The sequence below is a fragment of the Kitasatospora sp. NPDC089797 genome (assembly GCF_040684795.1).
Taxonomy (GTDB): domain Bacteria; phylum Actinomycetota; class Actinomycetes; order Streptomycetales; family Streptomycetaceae; genus Kitasatospora.
This window is the reverse complement of sequence record NZ_JBFBGS010000042.1, coordinates 1-25,394: the sequence shown is the minus strand read 5'-3', so window position 1 is coordinate 25,394 and position 25,394 is coordinate 1. Positions and strand designations below refer to the sequence as shown.

24 protein-coding genes are annotated in these 25,394 nt (G+C 71.4%); 11 read left to right on the top strand and 13 right to left on the bottom strand.

Annotated elements, in window-relative coordinates; translation table 11 throughout:
- Positions 1–312 precede the first annotated feature (312 nt).
- Positions 313–498: a PspC domain-containing protein gene (locus AB0O91_RS29140; protein WP_207813471.1), complete on the top strand. Its 186-nt coding sequence runs from the start codon at positions 313–315 to the stop codon at positions 496–498.
- A 34-nt stretch (positions 499–532) separates the two neighbouring features.
- Here AB0O91_RS29140 and AB0O91_RS29135 read toward each other — a convergent pair whose 3' ends face one another.
- The 3 genes from AB0O91_RS29135 to AB0O91_RS29125 all read right to left on the bottom strand — a co-directional run bounded on the left by AB0O91_RS29135 (position 533) and on the right by AB0O91_RS29125 (position 3,401).
- Positions 533–913: an ATP-binding protein gene (locus tag AB0O91_RS29135; protein ID WP_363439102.1), complete on the bottom strand. Its 381-nt coding sequence runs from the start codon at positions 911–913 to the stop codon at positions 533–535.
- 212 nt (positions 914–1,125) lie between these two features.
- Positions 1,126–2,283, bottom strand: coding sequence for an adenosine deaminase (locus tag AB0O91_RS29130; RefSeq protein ID WP_363439099.1), 1,158 nt, complete (start codon positions 2,281–2,283; stop codon positions 1,126–1,128).
- A gap of 149 nt (positions 2,284–2,432) precedes the next feature.
- Positions 2,433–3,401, bottom strand: coding sequence for a LysR family transcriptional regulator (locus AB0O91_RS29125; RefSeq protein ID WP_363439096.1), 969 nt, complete (start codon positions 3,399–3,401; stop codon positions 2,433–2,435).
- A 92-nt stretch (positions 3,402–3,493) separates the two neighbouring features.
- Between AB0O91_RS29125 and AB0O91_RS29120 the strand changes: the two genes are divergently transcribed.
- Complete coding sequence (locus AB0O91_RS29120; protein WP_363439093.1) at positions 3,494–4,786, top strand: MFS transporter; 1,293 nt, start codon at positions 3,494–3,496, stop codon at positions 4,784–4,786.
- A 26-nt stretch (positions 4,787–4,812) separates the two neighbouring features.
- Entirely contained in the window at positions 4,813–5,367 is a 555-nt protein-coding gene (locus tag AB0O91_RS29115; protein WP_363439090.1) for a Uma2 family endonuclease, read from the top strand.
- A gap of 62 nt (positions 5,368–5,429) precedes the next feature.
- Here the strand turns inward: AB0O91_RS29115 and AB0O91_RS29110 are convergent, their stop codons facing one another.
- The 8 genes from AB0O91_RS29110 to AB0O91_RS29075 form a co-directional block, all read right to left on the bottom strand.
- Positions 5,430–5,663 carry a helix-turn-helix domain-containing protein gene (locus tag AB0O91_RS29110; protein ID WP_363439087.1) on the bottom strand — a complete coding sequence of 78 codons (234 nt, stop codon included), beginning with the start codon at positions 5,661–5,663 and terminating at the stop codon, positions 5,430–5,432.
- A gap of 209 nt (positions 5,664–5,872) precedes the next feature.
- Positions 5,873–7,150, bottom strand: a complete 1,278-nt coding sequence (locus AB0O91_RS29105) for a thymidine phosphorylase (protein ID WP_363439084.1) — start codon at positions 7,148–7,150, stop codon at positions 5,873–5,875.
- A gap of 122 nt (positions 7,151–7,272) precedes the next feature.
- A complete protein-coding gene (locus tag AB0O91_RS29100; protein ID WP_363439082.1) occupies positions 7,273–7,683 on the bottom strand; it encodes a cytidine deaminase in 411 nt (136 codons plus the stop codon).
- Entirely contained in the window at positions 7,680–8,945 is a 1,266-nt protein-coding gene (locus tag AB0O91_RS29095) for an ABC transporter permease (protein WP_363439079.1), read from the bottom strand. The genes AB0O91_RS29100 and AB0O91_RS29095 overlap by 4 nt, the downstream gene beginning before the upstream one ends.
- A complete protein-coding gene (locus tag AB0O91_RS29090) occupies positions 8,942–10,099 on the bottom strand; it encodes an ABC transporter permease (protein ID WP_363439076.1) in 1,158 nt (385 codons plus the stop codon). Before AB0O91_RS29090 ends, AB0O91_RS29095 begins: the two co-directional genes overlap by 4 nt.
- A gap of 3 nt (positions 10,100–10,102) precedes the next feature.
- The gene (locus AB0O91_RS29085) at positions 10,103–11,767 is read right to left on the bottom strand and encodes an ABC transporter ATP-binding protein (RefSeq protein WP_363439219.1); all 1,665 of its coding nucleotides are present in this window, start codon (positions 11,765–11,767) and stop codon (positions 10,103–10,105) included.
- A 213-nt stretch (positions 11,768–11,980) separates the two neighbouring features.
- A complete protein-coding gene (locus tag AB0O91_RS29080; protein WP_363439073.1) occupies positions 11,981–13,036 on the bottom strand; it encodes a BMP family ABC transporter substrate-binding protein in 1,056 nt (351 codons plus the stop codon).
- A gap of 256 nt (positions 13,037–13,292) precedes the next feature.
- Positions 13,293–14,546, bottom strand: a complete 1,254-nt coding sequence (locus AB0O91_RS29075) for an amidohydrolase (RefSeq protein WP_363439071.1) — start codon at positions 14,544–14,546, stop codon at positions 13,293–13,295.
- A 334-nt stretch (positions 14,547–14,880) separates the two neighbouring features.
- Between AB0O91_RS29075 and AB0O91_RS29070 the strand changes: the two genes are divergently transcribed.
- The 7 genes from AB0O91_RS29070 (at position 14,881) to AB0O91_RS29040 (ending at position 21,891) form a co-directional block, all read left to right on the top strand.
- Positions 14,881–15,636 carry an SDR family oxidoreductase gene (locus AB0O91_RS29070; RefSeq protein ID WP_363439068.1) on the top strand — a complete coding sequence of 252 codons (756 nt, stop codon included), beginning with the start codon at positions 14,881–14,883 and terminating at the stop codon, positions 15,634–15,636.
- Positions 15,637–15,710: 74 nt separating this feature from the next.
- Positions 15,711–17,354 carry an alpha/beta hydrolase gene (locus tag AB0O91_RS29065; protein ID WP_363439065.1) on the top strand — a complete coding sequence of 548 codons (1,644 nt, stop codon included), beginning with the start codon at positions 15,711–15,713 and terminating at the stop codon, positions 17,352–17,354.
- 338 nt (positions 17,355–17,692) lie between these two features.
- Positions 17,693–18,178 (top strand): 2-oxo-4-hydroxy-4-carboxy-5-ureidoimidazoline decarboxylase, encoded by a 486-nt coding sequence (locus tag AB0O91_RS29060; protein WP_350511505.1) that lies wholly within the window; start codon positions 17,693–17,695, stop codon positions 18,176–18,178.
- Positions 18,179–18,446: 268 nt separating this feature from the next.
- The gene (gene sdhC, locus AB0O91_RS29055) at positions 18,447–18,827 is read left to right on the top strand and encodes a succinate dehydrogenase, cytochrome b556 subunit (RefSeq protein WP_188308537.1); all 381 of its coding nucleotides are present in this window, start codon (positions 18,447–18,449) and stop codon (positions 18,825–18,827) included.
- Positions 18,828–18,835: 8 nt separating this feature from the next.
- On the top strand, positions 18,836–19,327 hold the full coding sequence (sdhD, locus tag AB0O91_RS29050) for a succinate dehydrogenase, hydrophobic membrane anchor protein (RefSeq protein WP_350511246.1): 492 nt from the start codon (positions 18,836–18,838) through the stop codon (positions 19,325–19,327).
- 51 nt (positions 19,328–19,378) lie between these two features.
- Positions 19,379–21,121 (top strand): succinate dehydrogenase flavoprotein subunit, encoded by a 1,743-nt coding sequence (gene sdhA / locus AB0O91_RS29045; protein ID WP_363439062.1) that lies wholly within the window; start codon positions 19,379–19,381, stop codon positions 21,119–21,121.
- Positions 21,121–21,891 (top strand): succinate dehydrogenase iron-sulfur subunit, encoded by a 771-nt coding sequence (locus tag AB0O91_RS29040; RefSeq protein WP_363439059.1) that lies wholly within the window; start codon positions 21,121–21,123, stop codon positions 21,889–21,891. Before sdhA ends, AB0O91_RS29040 begins: the two co-directional genes overlap by 1 nt.
- Positions 21,892–21,972: 81 nt before the next feature.
- Here AB0O91_RS29040 and AB0O91_RS29035 read toward each other — a convergent pair whose 3' ends face one another.
- Positions 21,973–23,589 (bottom strand): hypothetical protein, encoded by a 1,617-nt coding sequence (locus tag AB0O91_RS29035; RefSeq protein WP_363439057.1) that lies wholly within the window; start codon positions 23,587–23,589, stop codon positions 21,973–21,975.
- 102 nt (positions 23,590–23,691) lie between these two features.
- Entirely contained in the window at positions 23,692–23,949 is a 258-nt protein-coding gene (locus AB0O91_RS29030; RefSeq protein WP_363439054.1) for a hypothetical protein, read from the bottom strand.
- A gap of 140 nt (positions 23,950–24,089) precedes the next feature.
- Between AB0O91_RS29030 and AB0O91_RS29025 the strand changes: the two genes are divergently transcribed.
- Positions 24,090–25,295 (top strand): D-alanyl-D-alanine carboxypeptidase, encoded by a 1,206-nt coding sequence (locus AB0O91_RS29025; RefSeq protein ID WP_363439051.1) that lies wholly within the window; start codon positions 24,090–24,092, stop codon positions 25,293–25,295.
- The last annotated feature ends 99 nt before the right edge of the window (positions 25,296–25,394 follow it).

Here is a 25,394-nt window from a genome sequence, read left to right as displayed (position 1 = left end):
GGGCCCGTTGGGGCCAGGCCGAACAAGGCCGTACCGGCGCCGCTGGGATGCCCCCCACCATCAGCGACCGCGGAATCATATCCCTCCCGCAAGGCCTTCCGGCGACCGGGTTTTCGCCCTCCCGGAAACTCCGCCGGGACCTTTGTCCTCAGGGTGACCCTGAGTCGACCCCGATCCCGGTCTACGTCTTCGCGGTGAGCTGTCGACCCCGGGAATCGCCTGGTGGGCGGAGGTTTTCGGGCCGTCGACGGCGGAGTATGGAGGTACGCCCGCCGGACCGACCGGCCCGGGCCGCCAGCCCTAGGAGTCCAGATGAGCGCGCGTCTCGCCCGTCCCCGTCACAACCGCGTCATCGCCGGTGTCTGCGCCGGGATCGCCGAGCGCTTCGGCCTGACCCCGTGGACCGTCCGGCTGATCTTCCTGCTCTCCTGCCTGCTGCCCGGCCCGCAGTTCCTGATCTACCTCGCGCTGTGGGTGCTGCTCCCCCAGGAGCCGTGAGGCGGCCCGTCGTGGTACCGGCGCGGGGCCGGGGTCAGCCGCCCAGACCCGGCAGGGCGCCGGTCAGGCCGCCGATCGGGGTCTTGTCCAGGCCGGGGACGCCCGGGAGGGCGGCGCGCTGCTGGGTGACGCCGGCGACCGGGGCGGCGGGCGCGGCCTCGGGGGCCGGGGCGGCGGCGGGCTGACCGGCGGACGGGGTCAGGGTGCCGAGGGTGCCGGCGACCTTGTCGCCACCGGGCAGCTTGGCGGCGGTGTCGGTGACCGCACCGGTCACCGCGGGGTTCGTGACCGCGCCGGTGGGCAGCCCGAGGCCGCCGGCCGCCTGGCCGGCCGCCGCGGAGGCGGTGCCGGCGCCGACCGCCGCGATGGCGATGCCGAGCGCCGCGGTACCGGCGGCCTTGAGAGCCTGCTTCATGGTTCGTCCCCTTGGGTCTTCGTCGGTGGCCGACGTCGCACGGTGCGGCCGACGGGCGACCGCCGCCACGGCCTGTCAGCAATGACTGGCACACCGTAGTGACCGGGCCGCGCGAGCTCCAAAGGGCGTTCACTCACCCGAGTGAGTAGTCGGATGAACGCCAACTTCTGTGCCAGGAAGCGGCGTTCATCCGACCCGGTGGGACCGGCGGCTCAGTTGGCGCCGGCACCCGCGCTGAACAGCCACTCCGCCTTGAGCTCGGCGTAGCCCGGCTTGATCACGTCGTTGATCATCGCCAGCCGCTCGTCGAAGGGCAGGAACGCGGACTTCATCGCGTTCACCGTGAACCACTCCATGTCGCCCAGGGTGTAGCCGAAGGCCTCGACCAGGTGGCCGAACTCCTGGCTCATGCTGGTGCCGCTCATCAACCGGTTGTCGGTGTTCACGGTGACCCGGAACTTCAGCCGGCTGAGCAGCCCGATCGGGTGCTCGGCGTACGAAGCGGCCGCCGCGGTCTGGAGGTTGGAGGTCGGGCACATCTCCAGCGGGATCCGCTTGTCGCGCACGTACGCGGCCAGCCGGCCGAGCTCGACGCCGCCGTCCTCGTTCACCGTGATGTCGTCCACGATCCGCACGCCGTGGCCGAGCCGGTCGGCGCCGCAGCACTGCAGGGCCTCCCAGATCGACGGCAGGCCGAAGGCCTCGCCCGCGTGGATGGTGAAGTGGTTGTTCTCGCCCTTGAGGTAGTCGAAGGCGGCCTGGTGGCGGGTGGGGGGGAAGCCGGCCTCGGCGCCCGCGATGTCGAAGCCGACGACGCCGCGGTCGCGGTGACGGTTGGCCAGCTCGGCGATCTCCTGCGAGCGGGCGGCGTGCCGCATCGCGGTGATCAGGGTGCCGATGCGGATCCGGTGGCCGGCCGCACGGGCGTTGGCCTCGCCGAGGCGGAAGCCCTCCTGGACGGCGTCGACGACCTCGTCCAGGGTCAGGCCGGCCTCCAGGTGCTGCTCGGGGGCGTAGCGGACCTCGGCGTACACGACGCCGTCGGCGGCCAGGTCCTCGGCGCAGTCCGCGGCGACCTTGACCAGGGACTCACGGGTCTGCATGACGGCGCAGGTGTGGGCGAAGGTCTCCAGGTAGCGGACCAGCGAGCCGGAGTCGGCGGCCTCGCGGAACCACTCGCCGAGCTCCTTGGGGTCGGTGGTGGGGAGGCCCTCGTAGCCGGTGGCGGCGGCGAGCTCGACGATGGTCTCCGGGCGCAGCCCGCCGTCGAGGTGGTCGTGCAGCAGGACCTTCGGCGCACGGCGGATCTGGTCGGCGGTGGGGATGCGCGGGCCGGTGCCCGCGGTGGTGACGGGGATCTGCTTCTCCATTGCGGAAATATAGCCCCTACGCGCGTAGACCGACCACCGCGAACAGCACCGAATGGTCCAAACCCGGCCCGGAATTCCACCGCCCGGTCCAGAGGATCCACCAATGGCCGCCACCGGCCGCCTCCGGCTGCCTCCGGCCGGTCGACACCTCAGTCGTGGTCCAGCAACCGCCCCCGCCGGGACAGCACGAAGTCCCGGAACGCCGCCACCGGCGGCGTCAGCGGCCGCCCCGCCGCCCAGGCCAGGCCGATCGCCCGCCGGGTCCGCGGCGCGGTCACCTCCAGCTCCACCACCCCGGGCCGCGGCACCAGGGCCGGCGGCAGCAGCGCCACCCCCAGCCCGGCCGCCACCAGCCCGCGCAGCGTCTCCGTCTCCTCGCCCTCGAAGGCCAGCCGCGGCACGAACCCGGCCCGCGCGCAGAAGCCGTCGGTGATCATGCGCAGCCCGTACCCCCGCTCCAGCCCGACGAACGTCTCCTCGGCCACCTCGGCCAGCCGGATCCGCCGCCGCCCGGCCAGCCGGTGGTCCGCCGGGACGGCCAGGTGCAGCCGCTGCTCGTCCAGCAGCCGGGCGGTGAAGGCCGGGTCGTCCGGCAGCGGCGCGACCAGGCACAGGTCCAACTCCCCCGCCCGCAACCGCTCCAGCATCGCCATCCCGTAGTCCTGCACGAGCTGGAACCGCACCTGCGGGTGCGCCGCCCGGAAGCCGCGCAGCAGCGCCGGGACGGCGTCCGGGCCCATCGTGTGCAGGAAGCCGAAGGTCACCCGGCCGACCGCCGGATCCGCCTCCGCCCGGGCCGCCTCCGCACCCCGCTCCAGCTCCGCCAACGCCCGTTCCACCGAGGCCAGCAGCAGCCGGCCCGCCTTGGTCAGCCGGACCGTCCGGCCCTGCCGCTCCAGCAGGTCCACCCCCAGCTCCTCCTCCAGCCGGGCCACCGCGCGCGACAGCGTCGGCTGCGGCACCCCCAGCAGCGTCGCCGCCCGCGTCACGTGCTCCAGCCGGGCCACCGCGGCGAACCGGGCCAGCCGCGGCGCCAGCCGGACGGCCGACCTGTCCGGCCCCAACTCGGCCACCCGGTACCGCTGGTCCACCCCGTCCGGCACATCCGCCACGGCCATCCCCGTCCCACCTCGATTCATACGCCAGTGCATCGATCATCCACTCTTCATGCATTGGACGCATCAAGCGCGCCGGGCCTACCGTCGAGGTCATGCAGCCCTCCGATACCGGGGCATCCGTCACCACGGCGCCCGCGCCCGCCCCGGATGCCTCCGCCGACCGCACCCCCGACCAGGACGACCGCCACCGCCCCGGCCAACCCGCCTTCCGCCGCGCCAACCTGGCCCTGTTCGCCGCCGGGGTCGCGACCTTCGTGCTGCTGTACTCCACCCAGGGCCTGCTGCCGATCCTCTCGACCGACCTCGACCTCACCCCCGGCCAGGCCAGCTGGACGGCCTCCGCCGCCACCCTCGGCCTCGCCCTCGGGCTGCTCCCCGCCAGTGCGCTCTCCGACCGGTACGGCCGCACCGCGGTGATGACGGCCTCCGTGCTGGCCGCCACCGCCCTCGCCGTCGTCCTGCCCTTCCTGCCCGACCTCACCACCCTGGTCGCGCTGCGCGGGCTCCAGGGCGTCCTCCTCGCCGGGCTCCCCGCCACCGCGATGGCCTACCTCGCCGAAGAGGTCCACCCCACCGCGCTGGCCTCCGCGATGGGCCTGTACGTGGCCGGAAACAGCATCGGCGGCATGGGCGGCCGGCTGGTCTCCGGCTGGACCGCCGCCGCCCTCGGCTGGCGCTGGGGCCTGGCCTCCTCGGCCGCCCTCGCACTGCTCGCCGCGCTCGCCTTCCGGCTGCTGATCCCCGCCGCCCGGCACTTCACCCCGGCCCCGGTGGACGCCCGCGCGCTCGCCCGCACCGTCGGCCGACACCTGCGCAACCCGCTGCTGGTGCGGCTGTACGCGCTCGCGATGCTGTTCATGGCGGTGTTCGGCGCGGTCTACAACACCGTCGGCTACCGGCTGGTCTCCGCCCCCTTCCACCTGCCGGAGTCGGTCGCCGCCTCGATCTTCGCGGTCTACCTGGTCGGCACCGGCACCTCCGCCGCGGCCGGCCGCCTCTCCGGCCGGCTCGGCCGCCGCGGCGCCCTCTACGTCGCCATCGGCGTCACCGCCGCCGGCCTGCTGCTCTCGCTCGCCGACTCGCTGCTCTGCGCGCTGCTCGGCCTGGTGCTGATCACCGCCGGCTTCTTCGCCGGCCACGCCACCGCCTCCGCGGCCGTCGGCCGCACCGCCACCGAGGGCCGCGCCCAGGCCTCCGCGCTCTACCTGATCGCCTACTACCTCGGCAACAGCCTCGGCGGCACCCTCGGCGCCGACGCCTACCACGCCACCGGCTGGCCCGGCGCCGCCACCGTCGGCCTCACCGCCATGGCCCTCGCCGCCGCGGTCACCCTCTACGCCACCCACCGGGCGCACACCACGAGGCGAACGGTCGCCGACGCTTGACAGCGGGCGCCGATACACTCCGGAACATGAGCATCGATCCTGCTGAGTACGCCCGGCTGCTCGAGATCGCGGATCAGCTGCCGAAGGTGCCGGGGATAGGAAAGATCGAGATCGCCGACGGTCAGATCGTCATGATGATGTCGCCGGTGAAGCGCCACGAACTCGCCGTGCTGCGCATCGCCCGACAGCTCAACGTCCAGCTGCCGTCCACCCACCCGGGTCACATCGCTTACCACGGTGCGGACTTGCAGGACGCCGGCCTCGGCCAGTTGCGCAACCCGGATCTGATGGTCTTCCCCGAGGCGACCTTGGAGGGCGAGCAGCGAGCGGTTCTCCCGCACGAGGTGGTGCTCGTGGTGGAGGTCGTTTCCGCCTCCAACCCCGAGAACGACTACCACAACAAGGTCCGCGACTACGCGGCCATGGGTATCCCGTACTACCTGATCGTCGATCCCCGCACCGGCACCGGCGTCGTGCACTCCGAGCCGGGCTACGAGTCCCGCGAGAAGTTCGCCTTCGGCGACCGGGTCGCGGTCGGCCCCTGGACCCTCGACACCAGCGGGCTGCGCACGTACGCCTGACCCGGTCTACGCGAAGGAACCCGCACCTGGTGGCCGGCTACGGGCTCCTCGGCGGTGCCCGTTCAGGCGGCCGGCGCCTGGAAGCGCACAGCAGCCTGGGCGTCGGGCGTGACGTGGATGTCGATCTCCGCTTCCAGTGCCCCCGCCAGCCGCCGCAGCAGCAGCGGGAGCGTGGGCACGGTCCCGGCCTCCTCGATGCACTCGATCTCGTCCACCGTCATCCCGGCCCGCCGGGCGACCTCGGCGGGCGAGAGGCCGAGAGCCGTGCGGCGGGTCTTCCACTGTGAGTGGTTCACCACTGCTCTCCTTACACCTCGAGCGTGGCTCGTCAAGCGTGGTCGGGCACTCGGCCAGATGATCGACGCGTTCCTCGACCAGAGCGTAGTGCCGTGCCGGAAGCGCACTGAGCCAGTCGCGGACTTCCGGTTCGATCTCGACCGTGAAGCGGTCAACTCCCATGTGCGGCAGCGTGAACCACGCTGCCGCACATGGAGTAGTCGGATGACTACGCGATGCGGTCGAGGACGATCGGGTTCGGGGTGAACGCGGTGCCCTCCGGGGCGACGGCGATGCCGCCCTGGAGCGCCTCGATGGCGTAGTCGTAGCGCTCCGGGGTGTCGGTGTGCAGGGTCAGCAGGGGCTGGCCGGCCACCACGGTGTCGCCCGGCTTGGCGTGCATCTCGACGCCCGCGCCGGCCTGGACCGGGTCCTCCTTGCGGGCGCGGCCGGCGCCCAGGCGCCAGGCGCAGACGCCGATCGCGTAGGCGTCCAGCTCCGTGAGCACGCCGGAGGCGGGCGCGGGGATGACGTGCTGCTCGCGGGCGACCGGGAGCGCGGCGTCGACGTCGCCGCCCTGGGCGGTGATCATGCGGCGCCAGTGGTCCATCGCGGAGCCGTCGCGCAGCGCGTCGGCCGGGTCCTTGCCGTGCACGCCGGCCGCGGCGAGCATCTCGCGGGCCAGTGCGAGGGTGAGCTCGACGACGTCGGCCGGGCCGCCGCCGGCCAGCACCTCGACGGACTCGCGGACCTCCAGCGCGTTGCCCGCGGTGAGGCCGAGCGGGGTGGACATGTCGGTGAGCAGGGCGACGGTGTTGACCCCGGCGGTGGTGCCCAGGCCGACCATGGTGCGGGCGAGTTCGCGGGCGTCGTCCAGGTTCTTCATGAAGGCGCCGGAGCCGACCTTGACGTCCAGCACCAGGGCGCCGGTGCCCTCGGCGATCTTCTTGGACATGATCGAGGAGGCGATCAGCGGGATGGCCTCGACGGTGCCGGTGACGTCGCGCAGCGCGTACAGCTTCTTGTCGGCGGGCGCGAGGCCGTCGCCGGCCGCGCAGATGACCGCGCCGGCGCCGCGCAGGACGTCCATCATCTCGTCGTTGGAGAGCAGGGCGCGCCAGCCCGGGATGGACTCCAGCTTGTCCAGGGTGCCGCCGGTGTGGCCGAGGCCGCGGCCGGACAGCTGCGGGACGGCGGCGCCGCAGGCGGCGACCAGCGGGGCGAGCGGGAGGGTGATCTTGTCGCCGACGCCGCCGGTGGAGTGCTTGTCGCTGGTGGGCAGCGGCAGCGAGGAGAAGTCCATCCGGACGCCGGAGCGGATCATGGCGTCGGTCCAGCGGCTGATCTCGTGCGGCTTCATGCCGTTCAGCAGGATCGCCATGGCCAGGGCGGACATCTGCTCGTCGGCGACCTCGCCGCGGGTGTAGGCGTCGATGACCCAGTCGATCTGAGCGTCGCTCAGCTCGCCGCGGTCGCGCTTGGTCCTGATGACGGAGATGGCGTCCATGCGTGCTCCAAGAGGGGTTTCAGATGCGTCAAAAAGCGAAGAGTGCCGCGAGATGACCGGGTTCCGGCCCACTCGCGACACTCTACGCGCGTAACAATCGGCGGTGCCATAGCCCGCCGGGCTTACAGCCGTTCCGGCCCGAACGCGTCCGGCAGGACCTCGCTCATCGGCCTCACGCCGGAGGGCAGCTCGACCAGCAGCCCGGGGCCGCCGTGCTCGTACAGCAGTTGGCGGCAGCGGCCGCACGGCATCAGCAGCTCACCCGCGCCGTCGACGCAGGTGAAGGCGACCAGCCGGCCGCCGCCGGAGGCGTGCAGCGCGGACACCAGCCCGCACTCGGCGCACAGCCCGAGCCCGTACGAGGCGTTCTCCACGTTGCAGCCGCTGACCAGCCGGCCGTCGTCCACCAGCGCCGCCGCGCCGACCGGGAACTTGCTGTACGGGGCGTACGCGCGGCCCATCGCCTCGCGCGCCGCCGCGCGCAGCCGCTCCCAGTCGACCGCGTCCGGCGCCGGAGCCGTCGGGGCCGTCACTTGCCCTGGCCCTTGCGGTAGATCTGGCCGTCCGCCTTGGGCATCCGCAGCCGCTGCGACGCCAGCGCGAGCACCACCAGGGTGATCACGTACGGCGTGGCGACGATCAGCGGGCGCTGGACCTCGTCGGTCAGCGCGTACCAGGCGGCCAGGCCGCCGGCCACCACGAAGGAGACCACCGCGGCGGTGAACTTCCGGCGGTACAGCTGCCACAGGGCGAGCAGCGCCATCGCGATCGCGACGATCAGGATCAGCACGTGCACCGACTCCGGGTCGCGGAGCTGGAGGCTGTCGGTGAAGCCGAACAGGCCCGCGCCCATGGCGAGGCCGCCGGGCATCCAGTTGCCGAAGATCATCGCCGCGAGGCCGATGAAGCCGCGGCCCAGGGTCTGGCCGTCCTTGTAGAAGTGCGCGGCGACCAGCGAGAGGTACGCACCGCCGAGGCCCGCGAAGGCGCCCGAGGCGATGACCGCCAGGTACTTGTACTTGTAGACGTTGACGCCCAGCGACTCGGCGGCGGTCGGGTTCTCACCGCAGGAGCGCAGCCGCAGGCCGAACACCGTGCGCCAGAGCAGGAAGTAGCTGGCCACGATCAGCGCGGCGGCCAGCACCACGACCACCGAGAGGTTGGTGACCAGGCCGCCGAGCACGCCGGCGATGTCGGAGACCAGGAACCAGTGGTGGTTCTCGATGCTCTTCAGGCCCGAGGACAACCCCGGGACGGTGATGTACGGCAGCGGGTCGGCCGGCGGGGACTGGTTCTGCCCGGCGCCCGCCGAGAGGTAGTCCTTGTAGTAGATCCGGTTGACGTACGCGCAGATGCCGGGGATCAGCAGGTTGATACCGACGCCGGAGACGATGTGGTCGACGCCGAACGTGACGGTGACGACCGCGTGCAGCAGACCGCCGAGCGCACCGCCGGCCATGCCGGCCAGCAGGCCGACCCAGGGGTTGACCAGGTAACCGGCCCAGGCTCCGCAGAAGGTGCCGGCGACCATCATGCCTTCGAGGCCGATGTTGACCACGCCGGCCCGCTCGGCCCAGAGACCGCCCAGACCGGCCATGCCGATCGGGACCGCGGCGCTGAGCGCGGCGGTGACCTGCCCGGAGGAGGTCAGCGAGTGGTTGCCGGTGGCCATGCCCACGGCCGAGAACAGCACCAGGGCGCCCGCGATCAGGAGCAGGACGACCGGCCAGGACAGCTTGCGCTTCTTCGCGGGCGCGCCGGGCGCCTTCGGACGAGCAGCGGTGGCGGTGCTCATGCCGACACCTCCTTGTTCTCAGCGGCCGCGACAGCCTGGGCGGCGATCTGGGCGCCGACCTTCTGCTGCTGGCGCTTCAGGCCGTAGCGGCGCACCAGTTCGTACGCGACGACGACACAGATGACGATGGTGCCCTGCATGACCGCGACGATCTCGGACGGGAAGCCGCCCTGGAGCGGCAGTTGGGACCCGGTCGTGTCCAGGAACGCGAACAGCAGGGCGGCGAAGGCCATGCCGATCGGGCTGTTGCGGCCCAGCAGGGCGATCGAGATGCCCAGGAAGCCCAGGCCGGGCTGGAAGCTCTGACCGAAGTAGTACGAGTTCTGCAGCAGTTCGGGCAGGCCGATCAGACCGGCGATCGCACCGGAGGCGGCCATCGAGATGACGACCATCTTCTTGACGTTCACGCCGGAGGCGGTCGCGGCGGACTCCGAACGGCCGGTGGCCCGCAGGTCGAAGCCGAAGCGGGTGCGGGTCAGCACGAACTGGAAGACCACGCCGACCAGGATCGCGACGAACAGGAAGCCCCAGAGGGTGCCGCCGGCCGTCTCGATGCCGAAGAAGTGGCTGGACTGCGAGACCGGGTTGGTCTGGATCGAGTTGCTGGTGCTGCTGACCTTCGGCGCGAAGATGCCGGGGACGAGCAGCAGGCCGATGATCGCGAGCGCGATCGAGTTCAGCATGATGGTCGAGATGACCTCGCTGACGCCGCGGTAGACCTTCAGCAGACCGGCGATGCTCGCGTACAGGCCGCCGACCACCATGGCGGTGACCAGCAGCAGCGGGATCTGGACGAAGGCCGGCAGGTCGACCTGGGCACCGACGTAGGCCGCGAACAGCGCCGCGACCTTGTACTGGCCCTCGACGCCGATGTTGAACAGGTTCATCCGGAACCCGAACGCCGCGGCGGCGGCGGCCAGGTAGTAGGTGGTGGTCCGGTTGAGGATCAGCACCTGGCCGTCCGACTTGGTGCCGAACGTGATCATCACGTTCCACGCGTCGAACGGGTTCTTGCCCGAAGTCGCCAGCAGGACGGAGCAGATCGCGACGGAGAGCACCACCGCGAGCACGGGCGCCGCCAGTGCGAGCACGATCCGCTCACCGCTGATCCGCTGCGCGAGACCGCGCTTGACGGCGGGGTTGGGACTGGTCATGGGTTACTCCCCCGCCTGCGGGTCGTCGGCGGTGTCGGTGTGCGGGTGCTCGGCCGCGGCCTCGGTGCCCTCGGCGGCGACGGCCTGCGCCTCGGCGACGGCCTCCGGCTCGGACTCCAGGTGGCCGGCGGCGGCACCGGTCATCGCGGTGCCGAGGTCCTCGGCGGTGACGGTGGCCGGGTCGGCGTCGGCGACCAGGCGGCCGCGGTAGATGACCCGGATGGTGTCGGAGAGGCCGATCAGCTCGTCCAGGTCGGCCGAGATCAGCAGGACGGCCAGGCCGTCCCGCTGGGCGGTCCGGATGTGCTCCCAGATCTGCGCCTGCGCGCCGACGTCCACACCGCGGGTGGGGTGCGCGGCGATCAGCAGCTTGGGCTGGTGGCTCATCTCGCGGCCGATGATCAGCTTCTGCTGGTTGCCGCCGGAGAGCGACGCCGCGGTGACCTCGATGCCGGGGGTGCGGACGTCGTACTGCTCGACGATCCGCCAGGTGTCCTCGCGCGCGGCGGCCGGCTTGAGCAGCACACCGCTGGAGTTGGGCGCCTCGGTGACGTGGCCGAGGATCCGGTTCTCCCAGAGCGGGGCCTCCAGCAGCAGGCCGTGCTTGTGGCGGTCCTCGGGGATGTAGCCGATGCCGGCCTCGCGGCGGAGCCGGGTCTGGCTGCCGGAGAGGTCCTTGCCGTCCAGGACGACGGTGCCGGCGTCCAGCGGCAGCATGCCCATGATGGCCTCGACCAGTTCGGCCTGGCCGTTGCCCTCGACACCGGCGATGCCGAGGATCTCGCCCTTGTGGATGCGCAGCGAGATGTCGTCCAGGACGACGCGCTCGATGCCCTCGGCGTCGGTCTTGGCGATCCGCAGGCCCTGGACGTCGAGCATCTCGGTGGTGGTGACGGTCGACTCGCGGCTCTCCGGGGAGGGCAGCTCGGCGCCGACCATCAGCTCGGCCAGCTGGCGGGCGGTGACCGCCTTGGGGTCGGCGTCGCCGACCGTGGTGCCGCGCCGGATGACGCTGATCGCGTCGGCCACCGCGAGCACCTCGTGCAGCTTGTGCGAGATGAAGATGACGGTGACGCCCTCGGCCTTGAGCTCGCGCAGGTTGTCGAACAGCGCGTCGACCTCCTGCGGGACGAGCACGGCCGTCGGCTCGTCGAGGATCAGGATCTTGGCGCCGCGGTACAGCACCTTGAGGATCTCGACGCGCTGGCGGTCGGCCACACCGAGGTCCTCGACCAGGGCGTCCGGGCGCACGCCCAGGCCGTACTGGTCGGAGAGCTCCTTGATCTTCGCCTTCGCCCTGGCCCCGATGCCGTGGAGCTTCTCGCCGCCGAGGACGACGTTCTCCAGCACGGTGAGGTTGTCGGCGAGCATGAAGTGCTGGTGCACCATGCCGATGCCGCGGGCGATGGCGTCGCCGGGGGTGCCGAACTCGCACTGCTCACCGTTGATCGCGATGGTGCCCTCGTCCGGCTTCTGCATGCCGTAGAGGATCTTCATCAGCGTCGACTTGCCGGCGCCGTTCTCGCCCATCAGGGCGTGCACGGTGCCGGTGCGGACGGTGAGGTTGATGTCGTGGTTGGCCACGACACCGGGGAAGCGCTTGGTGATGCCGCGCAGTTCGACGGCCGGGGTCGCCGTCCCCGCGCTGGGGGTGCCGTCCTTGCGCAGGGGGACGGGGTCGGATGCGGTGATGGCGGTCTCCTGGTGGTCTGGAGGCGCGACGTTGCGCTCGGAGGGCCAAGAAGGGGGGAACGGGGGGACGGAACGGGGCCCGGGGGTACGCCTTGAGCGCACCCTGCCGGGCCCCTCCCGTGAACTGAGCCGGTCTTCGCGCCGCCGGGCAGGCGGCGGGCGCGGATCGCGTCCGAGGACGCGCGGGCCTTAGTTGGCCGGCGCGGTCGGGATGGTGGTGGCGCCGCTGGTGATGGAGTCGGCGGCGGCCTTCAGCTTGTCCTGGATGTCGTCGATCTTGCCGCCCGTGGTGGCGAGCGAGACACCGCCGGCCTTCAGGTCGAAGAGCTTGATGCCGGTGAACGGCGTGCCCGACTTGACCGACTGGATGTACTGGAACACCGCGGTGTCGACGTTCTTGACCATCGAGGTCAGGATGCTGTTCTTGAACTTCGCCAGGGCCGGCTGGTTGGCCTGGTCGGAGTCGACGCCGATGGCGAGCTTGCCCGCGTTGGCGACGGCCTCGATGGCGCCGTTGCCGGAGGCACCGGCGGCGGAGTAGATGACGTCCGCGCCCTTGTCGAGCTGGCCCTGCGCGGCCTCCTTGCCCTTGTCGGGCGCACCGAAGCCGGAGAAGTCCGGGGGGGTGGTGAGGTAGGTGGTCTCGATCTGGATGTTCGGGTCGGCGAACTTGGCGCCCGCCTTGTAACCGGCCTCGAACTTCTTGATCAGCTCGGTCTGCACACCGCCGATGAAGCCGATGTGGTGGCTCTTCGACTTGTTCGCGGCGGCGACGCCGGCCAGGTACGAACCCTCCTGCTCGGCGAAGAGCAGCGAGGTGACGTTCGCCGGCTGGTCCTTGTCGTTCGAGTCGATGATCGCGAACTTGACGTTCGGGTTGTCCTTCGCGACCTTGTTGACCGCCGGCTGGTAGACGAAGCCGACCGCGATGATGGTCTTGTAGCCGGCGTCGACCAGGTTCTTCAGCCGGGTCTCCTTGTCGGCCTCGGCCTCGCCCTGCTTGGCCTCGGCCTCGGTGACGGAGACGCCCAGGTCGGACTTGGCCTTGTCCAGACCGCGCGCGGCGGAGTCGTTGAAGGACTGGTCGCCGCGGCCGCCGATGTCGTAGGCCATACCGACCTTGAGACTGTCGGACGAGCCGGACGAGGCGTTGCTGTCAGTGCTCTTTGCGCCGCAAGCGGCGAGCGAGGCGATGCCCAGGGAACCCGAGAGCACAACCGCGGCGAGCTTCATTGAACGGCGCAAGGGAGTTTCTCCTTCTCACACGCACCCGATTAGCGTGGTCGGACGCCACCGTAACGCGCGTAGAACACGGTTGTGTTACGGGGTGCCGGAGCATTCGGGTTGTTATCAAACCGTGGTCTGAAGGCCGTCCCCGAGCCCTTTTTCCCGTGCGCGGACGGTGAATCCGAGACTTGGTCCGGGCCAGTGTACGGAACCGTTCGAAACGCCCGATCTCGACAACCGTGTCACGCGCCCGCCACAAACCCCCGGGCAACGGTCAGCTCCGGTCGCCCTCCAGGGCCAGCGCCGCGAAGAGTTCCACGCCGACGCCGATCGCCCGCTCGTCCACGTCGAAGCGGCCCTGGTGCAGGTCGCGGACGGTGGTGTCGCCCGGGGCGCGGACGCCGAGCCGGGCCAGCGCGCCCGGGGCGTGCTCCAGGTACCAGGAGAAGTCCTCACCGCCCAGGCTCTGTTCGGTGCCCTCCACCACCTCGGCGCCGCCCCCGCCGAAGCGGGCGGTCATCGCCGCCTCCAACTGCCCTACCGAGACTGCCTCGTTGACCACCGGCGGCACCCCGCGGTGGTAGTCCAGCGTCCACTTGGCCCGGTAGGTCTCGGCGAGCTTGGCGATCAACTCGTGCAGCAGGTCCGGCGCCTCGCGCCAGCCCGCCAGCTCCAGGCAGCGGACGGTGCCCTCCAACTCGGCGTGCTGCGGGATGACGTTGGGCGCGGAGCCGGAGGCGATCCGGCCCCAGACCAGGCTGACGCCCCAGCGCGGATCCATCCGGCGGGCCAGCGCGGCCGGGAGGTCGGCGGCCATCCTGGCGATCGCGGTGACCAGGTCGGTGGTCAGGTGCGGGCGGGCGGTGTGCCCGCCCGGGCCGTCCAGGTGCAGCACCAGGCGGTCGCAGGCGGAGGTGATCGCGCCGACCCGCAGCGCGATCCGGCCGACCTCCACCTTGGGGTCGCAGTGCACCGCGAAGATCCGGCCGACGCCGTCCATCCCGCCCGCCTTGATGACGTCCAGCGCACCGCCCGGCATGACCTCCTCGGCCGGCTGGAACACCAGCCGGACCGGGCGGCGCAGCTCACCGGACCGCAGCGCCCCGGCCAGCACCAGGCCGAGGCCGAGCACCACCGCGGTGTGCACGTCGTGGCCGCAGGCGTGGGCCCGGCCGGGGACGCTGGAGCGGTAGGGCACGTCGGTCTTGGCGTCGTCGATCGGCAGCGCGTCGATGTCGGCGCGGAAGGCCAGGAACTCGGTACCCGGGGCGGTGCCGGCCGGGACCAGGTCGACCAGCAGACCGGTGCCGCCGGGGAGCACCCGCGGCTCCAGGCCCGCCGCCACCAGCCGGTCGCGCAGCAGGCCGGTGGTGCGGAACTCCTGTCGGCCCAGCTCCGGGTGCCGGTGCAGATCACGGCGGAAGGCGATCAGCTCGGGCTCCAGCCTGCGGACCCGGGCGCGCAGTTCGGCGGCGGGGAGGGCGACGGCCGGAGTGCTGCCCGGCTGAGCGGGCTCAGGGGGGTTCATCTCCCCAAGAATAGGCCCGTTGGGGGGATTTGGCCCGAGTTCCAGGAAACTACTCCCCGGATGGGCGCATACCGGCCTGACAGGTGGGTATGACATCTCGTTTCAGCCGCCTTCCCCGGTTTGCTTGCCCTGTGCAACGATCACCCGCTGCGGTGGTCACGGCCGCATCTGCTTGACGACCGCTGGGCCGTGAAGGTGACTCAGGCGGCTTCGGCAGCGGCCCACCGGGGCGCCCGTGCGCCGGCCCCGCACGGCGGGCACCGGCCCCTCCGGCGGCGCGCGGGCGGGGTTGAGATGATCGGGTGAACGACCGGATGAGCCCCAGGGAGTGGCAATGAGCGAGCAGAAGGTGGCCGTGGTCACCGGTGCCAGCAGCGGGATCGGCGCGGCGACCGCCCGCAGGCTGGCCGCCGAGGGCTTCGAGGTGGTGCTGACCGCCCGCCGGACCGAGCGGATCGAGGCGCTGGCCAAGGAGATCGGCGAGCGGGGCGGCTCGGCGCGGGCGATCACCCTGGACGTCACCGACCGGGCCGCCGTGGACGCCTTCGCGGCCGAGGTCGGCCGGGTGGACGTCCTGGTGAACAACGCCGGCGGCGCGATCGGCGCCGAGAGCGTCGAGCACGGCGACCCGGCCGACTGGCGGGCCATGTACGAGGTGAACGTGCTCGGCGTGCTGCACGTGACCCAGGCGCTGCTGCCCGCGCTGCGCGCCACCGGCGACGGCACCGTGCTGGTGCTCTCCTCGACCGCCGCGCTCGCCGCGTACGAGGGCGGCGGCGGGTACGTCGCGGCCAAGCACGCCGCGCACACCATCGCGGCGACGCTGCGGCTGGAGCTGTGCGGGGAGCCGATCCGGGTGATCGAGATCGCGCCCGGGATGGTGAAGTCCGAGGGCTTCGCGCTGACCCGCTTCCGCGGCGACGCCGACAAGGCCGACGCGGTGTACGCGGGCGTGGCCGAGCCGCTGACCTCCGAGGACATCGCGGACACCGTGGCCTGGGCGGTCACCCGGCCCCCGCACGTGAACATCGACCTGCTGGTGGTCCGCCCCCGGGCCCAGGCCGCCAACCACAAGGTCCACCGCGGCTGACCGGCCCGGTCGCGGACGGGCGGCCCGACACCCCCGATCGAACACGTGTCGCACACCAGTGGTACACACGTGCGATGACGATCTTCCGGGCCGCCCGCCCACGGGTGCTGCTGACCGCCCTCGCGGCCGGCACCCTCCTGCTCACCGCCGCCTGCAACGACACCGCCCCGACGGCCCAGGACAAGGCCTCCGGCGCCACCGCGCCGTCCACCGCGAGCCCCACCACGACCCCGACCCCGAAGCCCAAGGGCGAGGCGGACCCGGCCCTCAAGGCCTTCTACGGCCAGCGGATCACCTGGGCGGACTGCCCGGCCGACCCCCGGGCCGAACAGGCGAAGATCGACACCTCCGGCATGCAGTGCGGCAAGCTGCACGTCCCGCTCGACTACACCGCCCCCGCCGCCGACGCGATCGACCTCGCGCTGATCAAGTACGCGGCGGCCGACCAGGGCAAGCGGATCGGCTCGCTGATGGTCAACCCCGGCGGCCCCGGCGCCTCCGGCGTCGAGATGGTCAAGTACGGCGCCAAGGACTACGACGGCACCCTGCACAGCCGCTTCGACGTGATCGGCTTCGACCCGCGCGGCACCGGCGACAGCTCGCCCGTGGTCTGCTACGACGACCAGCAGCTCGACGCCGCCAACCAGCAGGACGCCCCGGACGACCCGGCCGAGCGCAAGGCCGCCCAGGTCAAGCAGTCCACCGACCACGCCGCCGCCTGCCAGGCCAAGTCCGGCAAGCTGCTGCCCTTCGTCGGCACCCGCAACACCGCCCGCGACCTGGACGTGCTGCGCGCCGCGGTCGGCGACAAGAAGCTCAACTACCTCGGCATCTCCTACGGCACCTACCTCGGCGCCCTGTACGCCGAGGAGTTCCCGCAGAACACCGGCCGGCTGATCCTCGACGGCGCCGTCGACCCGGCCCAGGACACCCTGGACCACGGCGTCGACCAGCAGGTCGGCTTCGAGAAGTCCTTCGAGCGCTTCGCCGCCGACTGCGTGGACAACCACGCCGACGAGTGCCCGCTCGGCACGAACAGGGACAAGGCCGCCAAGAAGGCCGCCGACTTCCTGGACGGCCTCCACGACAAGCCGCTGACCGCCAAGGACGGCCGCAAGCTCGGCCGCGACATGGCCTGGACGGGCGTCGTCTCGCTGCTCTACGGCGACGAGAAGACCTCCTGGGAGTACCTGCGGAACAGCCTCGGCTGGGCCATGAAGCGCGGCAAGGGCGACTACCTGATGGCCGCCGCCGACGACTACAACGGCCGCGACCAGAAGGGCCACTACAGCCCGATGGACGAAGCCAACACCGCGATCAGCTGCGCCGACGCCGCCCGCCCCGCGCCGACCCCCGAGCACGCCCAGCAGGCCGTCGACCGGCTGCTCCAGGAGGCGCCGCTGCTCTCCAAGGGCGTCACCGTGGCCGACTACAGCGAGCCCGGCTGCGCCTACTGGCCCTTCAAGACCCAGGAGAAGCCGCACACCGTCCGCGCCGAGGGCGCCGCCCCGATCCTGGTGGTCGGGACCACCGGCGACCCGGCCACCCCGTACGCCTCCGCCGAGAAGCTGGCCCAGGGCTTCGCCAAGGCCACCCTGCTCACCCGGGTCGGTGAGGGCCACGCCGCCTTCGGCAAGGGCAACACCTGCATCGACCGGGCCATGGAGGCCTACCTGACCGACGGCACCATGCCCGCCGAGGGCACCCGCTGCAGCTGAACCGCCGACCGCGGACCGGTCGTCCGACGGGCCCGGCGGCCGCACCGCCGGGCCCGTCGTAGCGGACGGAAGCGGGACGGAGGATGACGCAGTGGTGTCAACGTCACAACTTGATAGCTCGTCCGGATGAATTCCGCGCGCGCCCTCCCCAACTGATGACCGCTCAACTACCGTTGAGGAGCTGCCGGAACGGCGCCGCGCGCCCCCCGCAGCCTCCATACTTCAGCTGCTCCACCACCCCACCCCATCGGCCTTCCCGCCCTCACGAGGAGGACCCGCTGGCCAGCGAGATCCCGTCACAGCGGCCCGACGCCAGCACCGAGCCGACCCTCCTCGGCCTGCACCGCTTCAACGAGGCGGACGCCGGCGCCGCCGAGGAAGCCCTGCTGGCCTGCTGCGGCAGCCACCGCTGGGCCCTGCGACTCACCGCCCACCGCCCGTACCCCGACATAGAGTCCCTGCTGGCCGCCGCCAGCGAGGCCTCCTACGACCTCCGCCCGGCGGACCTCACCGAGGCCCTGGCCGACGAGAGCTGGATGCCCCAGCCCCTGCTCGGCATGCGCGCCCCGGGCAGCCAGGCCGCCCACACCGCGCTGCGGGCGGCCCACGCCGCCTACGAGGCCCGGTTCGGCCACGTCTTCGTGGTCTGCCTGGACGGCGTCGACCCGGAGGAGATGCTCGACGCCGTACTCTCCTCCATCCGCACCCGGCTGGCCAACGACCCGGACGAGGAGCGGCTGATCGCGGCGGACGAACTCCGCCGGATCGCCCTCACCCGGCTGGAGCACCTGGTCGCCACCCACTCGGAGGCCGGGGCGCGCTGAGCCGGTACGGCCGTACCGGCTCACCCCCCGGAGTGAATCCGGCGCCGCCCGGACGCGCTTCGCGTCCGGGCGGGCACCCAGGGTGACCAAGGGGCGCTCGGTTCCGGCTCCGCTAGGCCAGAAGTGCCTGATTGATCACACCTGGGGACCCCGGAGGCGGTTCCCGACACGGCGTCGATAGGATGCTGGCGGCCGGTGGACCGTACCCGGCCGGGCTGACCGACACCGAAGCCGGCCGAGCCCCCAATCGCTTCCGGAGGGTTTTTCCGTGCCGGCTGGAACGCTGTACCGCGGCCGGGAAGGCATGTGGAGCTGGGTGGCTCATCGAGTCACCGGCGTCCTCATCTTCTTCTTCCTGTTCGCCCACGTCCTGGACACCGCCCTGGTGCGAGTGTCGCCGGAGTCCTACGACACCGTCATTCAGACGTACAAGACTCCGCTCGTGAACCTGATGGAGTACGGCCTGGTGGCCGCCATCCTGTTCCACGCACTCAACGGCCTGCGCGTCGTCGCCGTGGACTTCTGGTCCAAGGGCCCGAAGTACCAGAAGCAGATGCTGTGGTCCGTCGTCGGAGTCTGGGTCGTCCTGATGGCCGGCTCCTTCTACGGCATCCTGCAGCACACGCTGATCGCCTGGTTCGGGAAGTGAGCTGACTGATGTCCACGGAATACTCCGACGCGATCGTCGTCCCCTCGAAGCAGGCGCACACCGGCAAGGGCCTCGGCACCGGTAACCCGGCCGACGCCTTCGTCATCGAGCCGCCGCGCAAGCGGACCAAGAAGACGCCGCGCCGCACCCGCACCAACTTCGAGATGCTGGCCTGGCTCTTCATGCGCCTGTCCGGTGTCGTCCTGGTCGTGCTGATCCTCGGCCACCTGCTGATCATGCTGGTGCTCGACGGCGGCGTCTCCAAGATCGGGTTCGCCTTCGTCGCCGGCCGCTGGGCCTCGCCGTTCTGGCAGGGCTGGGACCTCCTGATGCTCTGGCTCGCCATGCTGCACGGCGCCAACGGCATGCGTCAGGTCATCAACGACTACGCCGAGAAGGACTCGACCCGGCTCTGGCTCAAGGGGCTCATGGGTACCGCCACGGTCTTCACCGTGCTGCTCGGCACCCTGGTGATCTTCACCTTCGACCCCAACATCTGAGCCGCGAGCACCATCGACCATCGGCAGAGGCCAGAGGCGAGTTAACCCCCCATGCAGATTCACCAGTACGACACCGTCATCGTCGGCGCCGGCGGCGCCGGCATGCGCGCGGCCATCGAGTCGACGCAGCGCAGCCGCACCGCCGTCCTGACCAAGCTCTACCCGACCCGCTCCCACACCGGCGCGGCCCAGGGCGGCATGTGCGCCGCCCTGGCCAACGTCGAGGAGGACAACTGGGAGTGGCACACCTTCGACACGGTCAAGGGCGGTGACTACCTGGTCGACCAGGACGCCGCCGAGATCATGTGCAAGGAGGCCATCGACGCGGTCCTCGACCTGGAGAAGATGGGTCTGCCCTTCTCCCGCACCGAGCAGGGCCGGATCGACCAGCGCCGCTTCGGCGGCCACTCCCGCAACCACGGCGAGGCCCCGGTCCGCCGCTCGTGCTACGCGGCCGACCGCACCGGCCACATGATCCTCCAGACGCTGTTCCAGAACTGCGTCAAGCACGGCGTCGAGTTCTTCAACGAGTTCTACGTCCTCGACCTGCTGCTCAACGAGGGCAAGACGGCCGGCGTCGTCGCCTACGAGCTGGCCACCGGCGAGATCCACGTCTTCCAGGCCAAGTCGGTCGTGTTCGCCTCCGGCGGCACCGGCAAGTTCTTCAAGGTCTCCTCCAACGCCCACACCCTCACCGGTGACGGCCAGGCCGTGGCCTACCGCCGCGGGCTGCCCCTGGAGGACATGGAGTTCTTCCAGTTCCACCCGACGGGCATCTGGCGCATGGGCATCCTGCTCACCGAGGGCGCCCGCGGCGAGGGCGGCATCCTGCGCAACAAGGACGGCGAGCGCTTCATGGAGCGCTACGCCCCCGTCATGAAGGACCTCGCGTCCCGTGACGTCTGCTCCCGCGCGATCTACACCGAGATCCGCGAAGGCCGCGGCTGCGGTCCGGAGGGCGACCACGTCTACCTGGACCTCACCCACCTGCCGCCGGAGCAGCTGGACGCCAAGCTCCCGGACATCACCGAGTTCGCGCGCACCTACCTCGGCATCGAGCCCTACACGGACCCGATCCCGATCCAGCCCACCGCGCACTACGCCATGGGCGGCATCCCGACCAACGTCGAGGGTGAGGTCCTGCGCAACAACACCGACGTCGTCCCGGGCCTGTACGCGGCCGGCGAGGTCGCCTGCGTCTCCGTGCACGGCGCCAACCGCCTGGGCACCAACTCGCTGCTGGACATCAACGTGTTCGGCCGTCGCGCGGGCATCGCCGCCGCCGACTACGCCAACGCCAACGAGTTCGTCCCGCTGCCGGAGAACGCGGACGAGCTGGTCCAGGGCATGGTCGACAAGCTGCGCGAGTCGACCGGCACCGAGTCCGTCGGGCAGATCCGCAAGGAGCTGCAGGAGACCATGGACGCCAACGCCATGGTGTACCGCACCGGCGCCACCCTGAAGCAGGCGGTCGAGGACATCGCCGCGCTGCGCGAGCGCTACAAGCACGTGTCCATCCAGGACAAGGGCTTCCGCTACAACACGGACCTCCTGGAGGCCATCGAGCTGGGCAACCTGCTCGACCTGGCCGAGGTGCTGGCCGTCTCCGCGCTGGCCCGTGAGGAGTCCCGCGGCGGCCACTACCGCGAGGACTTCCCGACCCGTGACGACGTGAAGTTCATGCAGCACACCATGGCGTACCAGGAGGTCGCCGCCGACGGCAGCACCTCCATCCGCCTCGACTACAAGCCGGTCGTCACGACCCGCTACCAGCCGATGGAGCGTAAGTACTGATGAGCACTCCGACTGTGGAGCACTCGGCCGCTCTGGACGCGGTCGAGGCCGGTGTCACCCAGCTGATCACCGTCACCTTCCGGATCCGCCGGTTCAACCCGGAGGAGCACCCGGACCCGGTGTGGGTCGACTACCAGCTGACCATGGACCCGAAGGAGCGCGTCCTGGACGCGCTCAACAAGATCAAGTGGGAGCAGGACGGCACCCTCACCTACCGCCGTTCCTGCGCCCACGGCATCTGCGGCTCCGACGCGATGCGGATCAACGGCCGCAACCGGCTGGCGTGCAAGACCCTGATCAAGGACGTCGACCCGGAGAAGCCGATCACGATCGAGGCCATCAAGGGCCTGACGGTCCTCAAGGACCTGGTCGTGGACATGGACCCGTTCTTCCAGGCGTACAAGGACGTCATGCCGTTCCTCATCACCAAGGGGAACGAGCCGACCCGCGAGCGCCTGCAGTCCGCCGAGGACCGCGAGCGCTTCGACGACACCACCAAGTGCATCCTGTGCGCCGCGTGCACGTCGTCCTGCCCGGTGTTCTGGAACGACGGCCAGTACTTCGGCCCGGCCGCCATCGTCAACGCGCACCGCTTCATCTTCGACTCGCGCGACGAGGGTGCCGAGCAGCGCCTGGAGATCCTCAACGACCGTGAGGGCGTGTGGCGTTGCCGCACCACCTTCAACTGCTCGGAGGCCTGCCCGCGTGGCATCGAGGTCACCAAGGCGATCCAGGAAGTGAAGCGGGCGCTGGTCACCCGCCGCTTCTGATCCCGGGCTGATCCGCTCGGATCCACGCGAAGGCCCCCGTCCGATCCGCCGATCGGACGGGGGCCCTCGTGCGCTCCGGGGTCAGTTCAGCGCGCCCAGGTCGTTCGCGTCGCTCCAGCCGCTGTACATCACCAGGTGCCGGTCGGCCGTGACGGCCCACAGGTCCGGCTTGCCGTCGCCGTCCGCGTCGCCCGAGCTGCCGAGCGTCGGGAAGGCGGCCGTGGTGAAGCCGGTGGCCACGACGTCCGCCTTCGGGTCCGCGAGGGCGGAGAAGTCGAAGGTGCCGTCGGCCTTCTTCGGGACCGGGTACGCGTGCAGCTCGCCGGTGGCCCGGTCACGGGCCCAGAGGGCCAGGTTGCCGGCCGCGTCCGGGCCGGGGGCGACCAGGTCGTAGCCGCTCCAGGCGCCGGAGGTGGTGAGCTTGCGGACCTTCTGGAAGCCGAAGCTGAAGTCACCGCCCGCGTGCAGCCACAGGTTGCCGTTCTCCAGCGTCAGCAGCGACGGCGAGGTGGCATCGGTCACCGGACCGAACGCGACGATCTGGTCGGCCTTGGACCAGTTCTTCGCGTAGTCGGCGGGACACGGAACGGCCTGCCCGGAGTCGTCCACGCAGTCGGTGGAGCGGCTCGCGCCCGTCATCGACTGGGTGAAGGAACCGTAGTCGAAGTTCCGGTACAGGGACAGGTACGCGTCGCCGGGCTTGTGGATGAAGATGTCGTCCATCGACGGCGCATGGGCATCGGACCAACCCCGGTGGACCACCTGGAGCTGCGCCCAACTTCCGTCGCGCGGAGACCGGTTGGCGGGGATCGTGGTGGTCGGCGTGGAGTCGGTCGCGTTGACGCCGATGTACTGCAGGTTGCCCTTGGCGTCCGGCAGCAGGATGTCCGCCACACCGTCCCCGTCGACGTCGCCGAGGGTCTTCGGCGGGTTCGGGTTGGACGGGGCGTAGAAGGAGTAGGTCGTCTGGGAGACGTTGCCCGCGTTGTCGATCGCCTGGACGATGAGGTTGTTGCTGCCCCAGTCCAGGACCTTGAGGTCGACCTTGGCCGTCCCGTCGTCCCCCGGCTCCACGGCGTTCGCCGCGTCGCAGCCCGCCACCCCGATGTAGTTCCAGGCGTACCGGAAGCAGGCGATGCCGGAGGACTCCCCGCCGGCCGGTGCCGGGTCGGTGCCCTTGAGGACGAAGGTCCCCTTCTGGCCCGCGTACTTGGTGGCCTTGCCGCTCGCCGGGAAGTCGGTCGAGGAGACCGTGACGGTCGGGCCGGTGGTGTCCACCGTGAAGTGGCAGTCCGCCGACGGGGCGGAGGTCTGGGTGCCCTGCAGCGCCCAGGCGTGCCAGGCGTAGCTGTGCCCGTCCAGCAGCTTGGGGACGGTGAGCCCGGCCTGCTGGTTGTAGCCCGCGTTGGCCTCGCCGGTGAACACCGGCTCCTCGGCGCCCGTGGTCACGTCCCAGACGCTGAACCGGGCAGCGGTGCCGGTGACCTTGACGTTGAGCGCCGGGCCGTCCATGGTCCGTCCGATCCAGGTCGGATCGGCCACCGGGTCGCAGGCCTTGACGGTGTTGGCGTTGCCCCCCTGGGCGGTGCCGGTGACGGCCGGGGCGGTGTCGGCCACCGCCGCCGTCGGTACGAGCAGACCGGCGGCCACCGCCGCCGCGGTGACCCCGCCGAGTCTGCGGGCACGCGAAAGTGTCATGGAGATCCCCCACCCCTTGTGATCAGCACGTCCGGTACGTGCGTGAGAACGGTGAGGATCTTGCCAGCGGGTACCGACAGCGGCAACAGGGATAAACCGCGGTCAGTCCGTGGCCGGCGTGCGGCGGGTGGCACGCAGGCCGCGGAGGCCGATGGCACCGACGGCGATGCCGAGCAGGAAGGAGGTGACGGCGAGCAGCAGGTGGATCCAGAAGAAGGCGGTGGGCTGGGAGTGGTCGCCGTTCGCGAAGGCCTGGCCGCCGGAGTCCTTCCAGAGGTTCTTGACGAAGGTGGTCCAGATGATGATCGACCAGACGCCGAAGGCGGTCAGGAACCAGGAGGTGCGGCGGCTGAGCTTCATGGGGCGGTCCTCGGCGGGGTGGGCGGCGGTGTGCCTCCCCAGTATGCGCGGGCGGCCGATCGGCGTAGGGCGGGCCCCTCGTGCGGAGGACCCGTCCGGTGTGGCGGACGACGGGGCGTCGTTCTGGGTACGGTCAACCGGTGTCCACACCCCGCCACACCATCGCGCAGTTGTGCGCCGCGGTCACCGCGGCCCTCCCGGTTCTGCTCGCCGCCCCGGCGGCGGTCGCGGCCCCGCAGGCGCCGCCCCCGTCGACCGCGATCGGCGGGGAGCGGCTCGGCCTCCCCGGGGTCCAGGTCGATCCGTCGGCGGACGCGCCGGCGCTGCCGACGGACCTCACCGGCCAGTCCTGGATAGTCTCCGACGCCACGTCGGGGGACGTCCTGGCGTCCTACAACCCCCACCTCGGACTGCCCCCGGCGAGCACCCTGAAGATCCTCTTCGCGGACACCGTGCTGCCCAAGTTCGACCGCAACGCGGTGCACCGGGTCGCCGACGAGGAGATCCAGAACATCGGCGCCGGCAGCAGCCTGGTCGGCATCAAGGAGAACCTGGACTACCGGGTCGAGGACCTGTGGCGCGGGGTGTTCCTGAGCTCGGGCAACGACGCCGTGCACGTCCTGTCGCACATGAACGGCGGCATCCAGCCGACCGTCAACGAGATGCAGGCCCGGGCCGACGCCCTCCAGGCCCGGGACACCAAGGTCGTCTCCCCGGACGGCTACGACATGGACGGCCAGCTGTCCTCGGCGTACGACCTGTCCCTGTTCGCCCGCTCCGGCCTGCGCAACCCGGACTTCCGGATGTACTGCGCGACCAAGGAGGCGATGTTCCCAGGCGCCGTCGACCGGAACACCGGCCAGCGCGGCAGCTTCGGGATCGCCAACACCGACCGGCTGCTGGGCAAGTACCCGGGCCTGATCGGGGTGAAGAACGGGACCACCACCAACGCCGGCTCGACCTTCGTCGGCGCCGCCGAGCGCGGCGGGCGCACCCTGCTGGTGACGGTCATGCACCCGGCCAGCTACCAGCGGGTCTACGACGAGACGGCCGAGCTGCTGGACTGGGGCTTCGCCGCGGCCGGCAAGGTGCGGCCGGTCGGCCGGCTGGTGGACGAGAAGCAGGCGGGCGGCGAGGAGCCGACCGGCCAGGCCGGCGGCACCGCCGGGGCGCCCGCGCCGCCGCCGCACCCCGCGTCGGACCGGCCCGCGGCCGACGCCGCCGGGGACGACGGCTTCGGCCCGGGCGGCTGGACGGCCGTGCTGGTCGGGGTGGTGGTCGCGGCCGGTGCCGCGGTGGCCCTGCGGCGCCGGGCGGTGGCCCGGGCGGGCCGGACCTGGCGGTGATCCGCGCGGCGGCCCGGCCCCCTCACTCCGGGGGGCGGGCCGCCGTCGGCGCCGCCGCCTCCTCCGAATCGTAGGCGGCCGAGATCAGTGCCCAGCCTT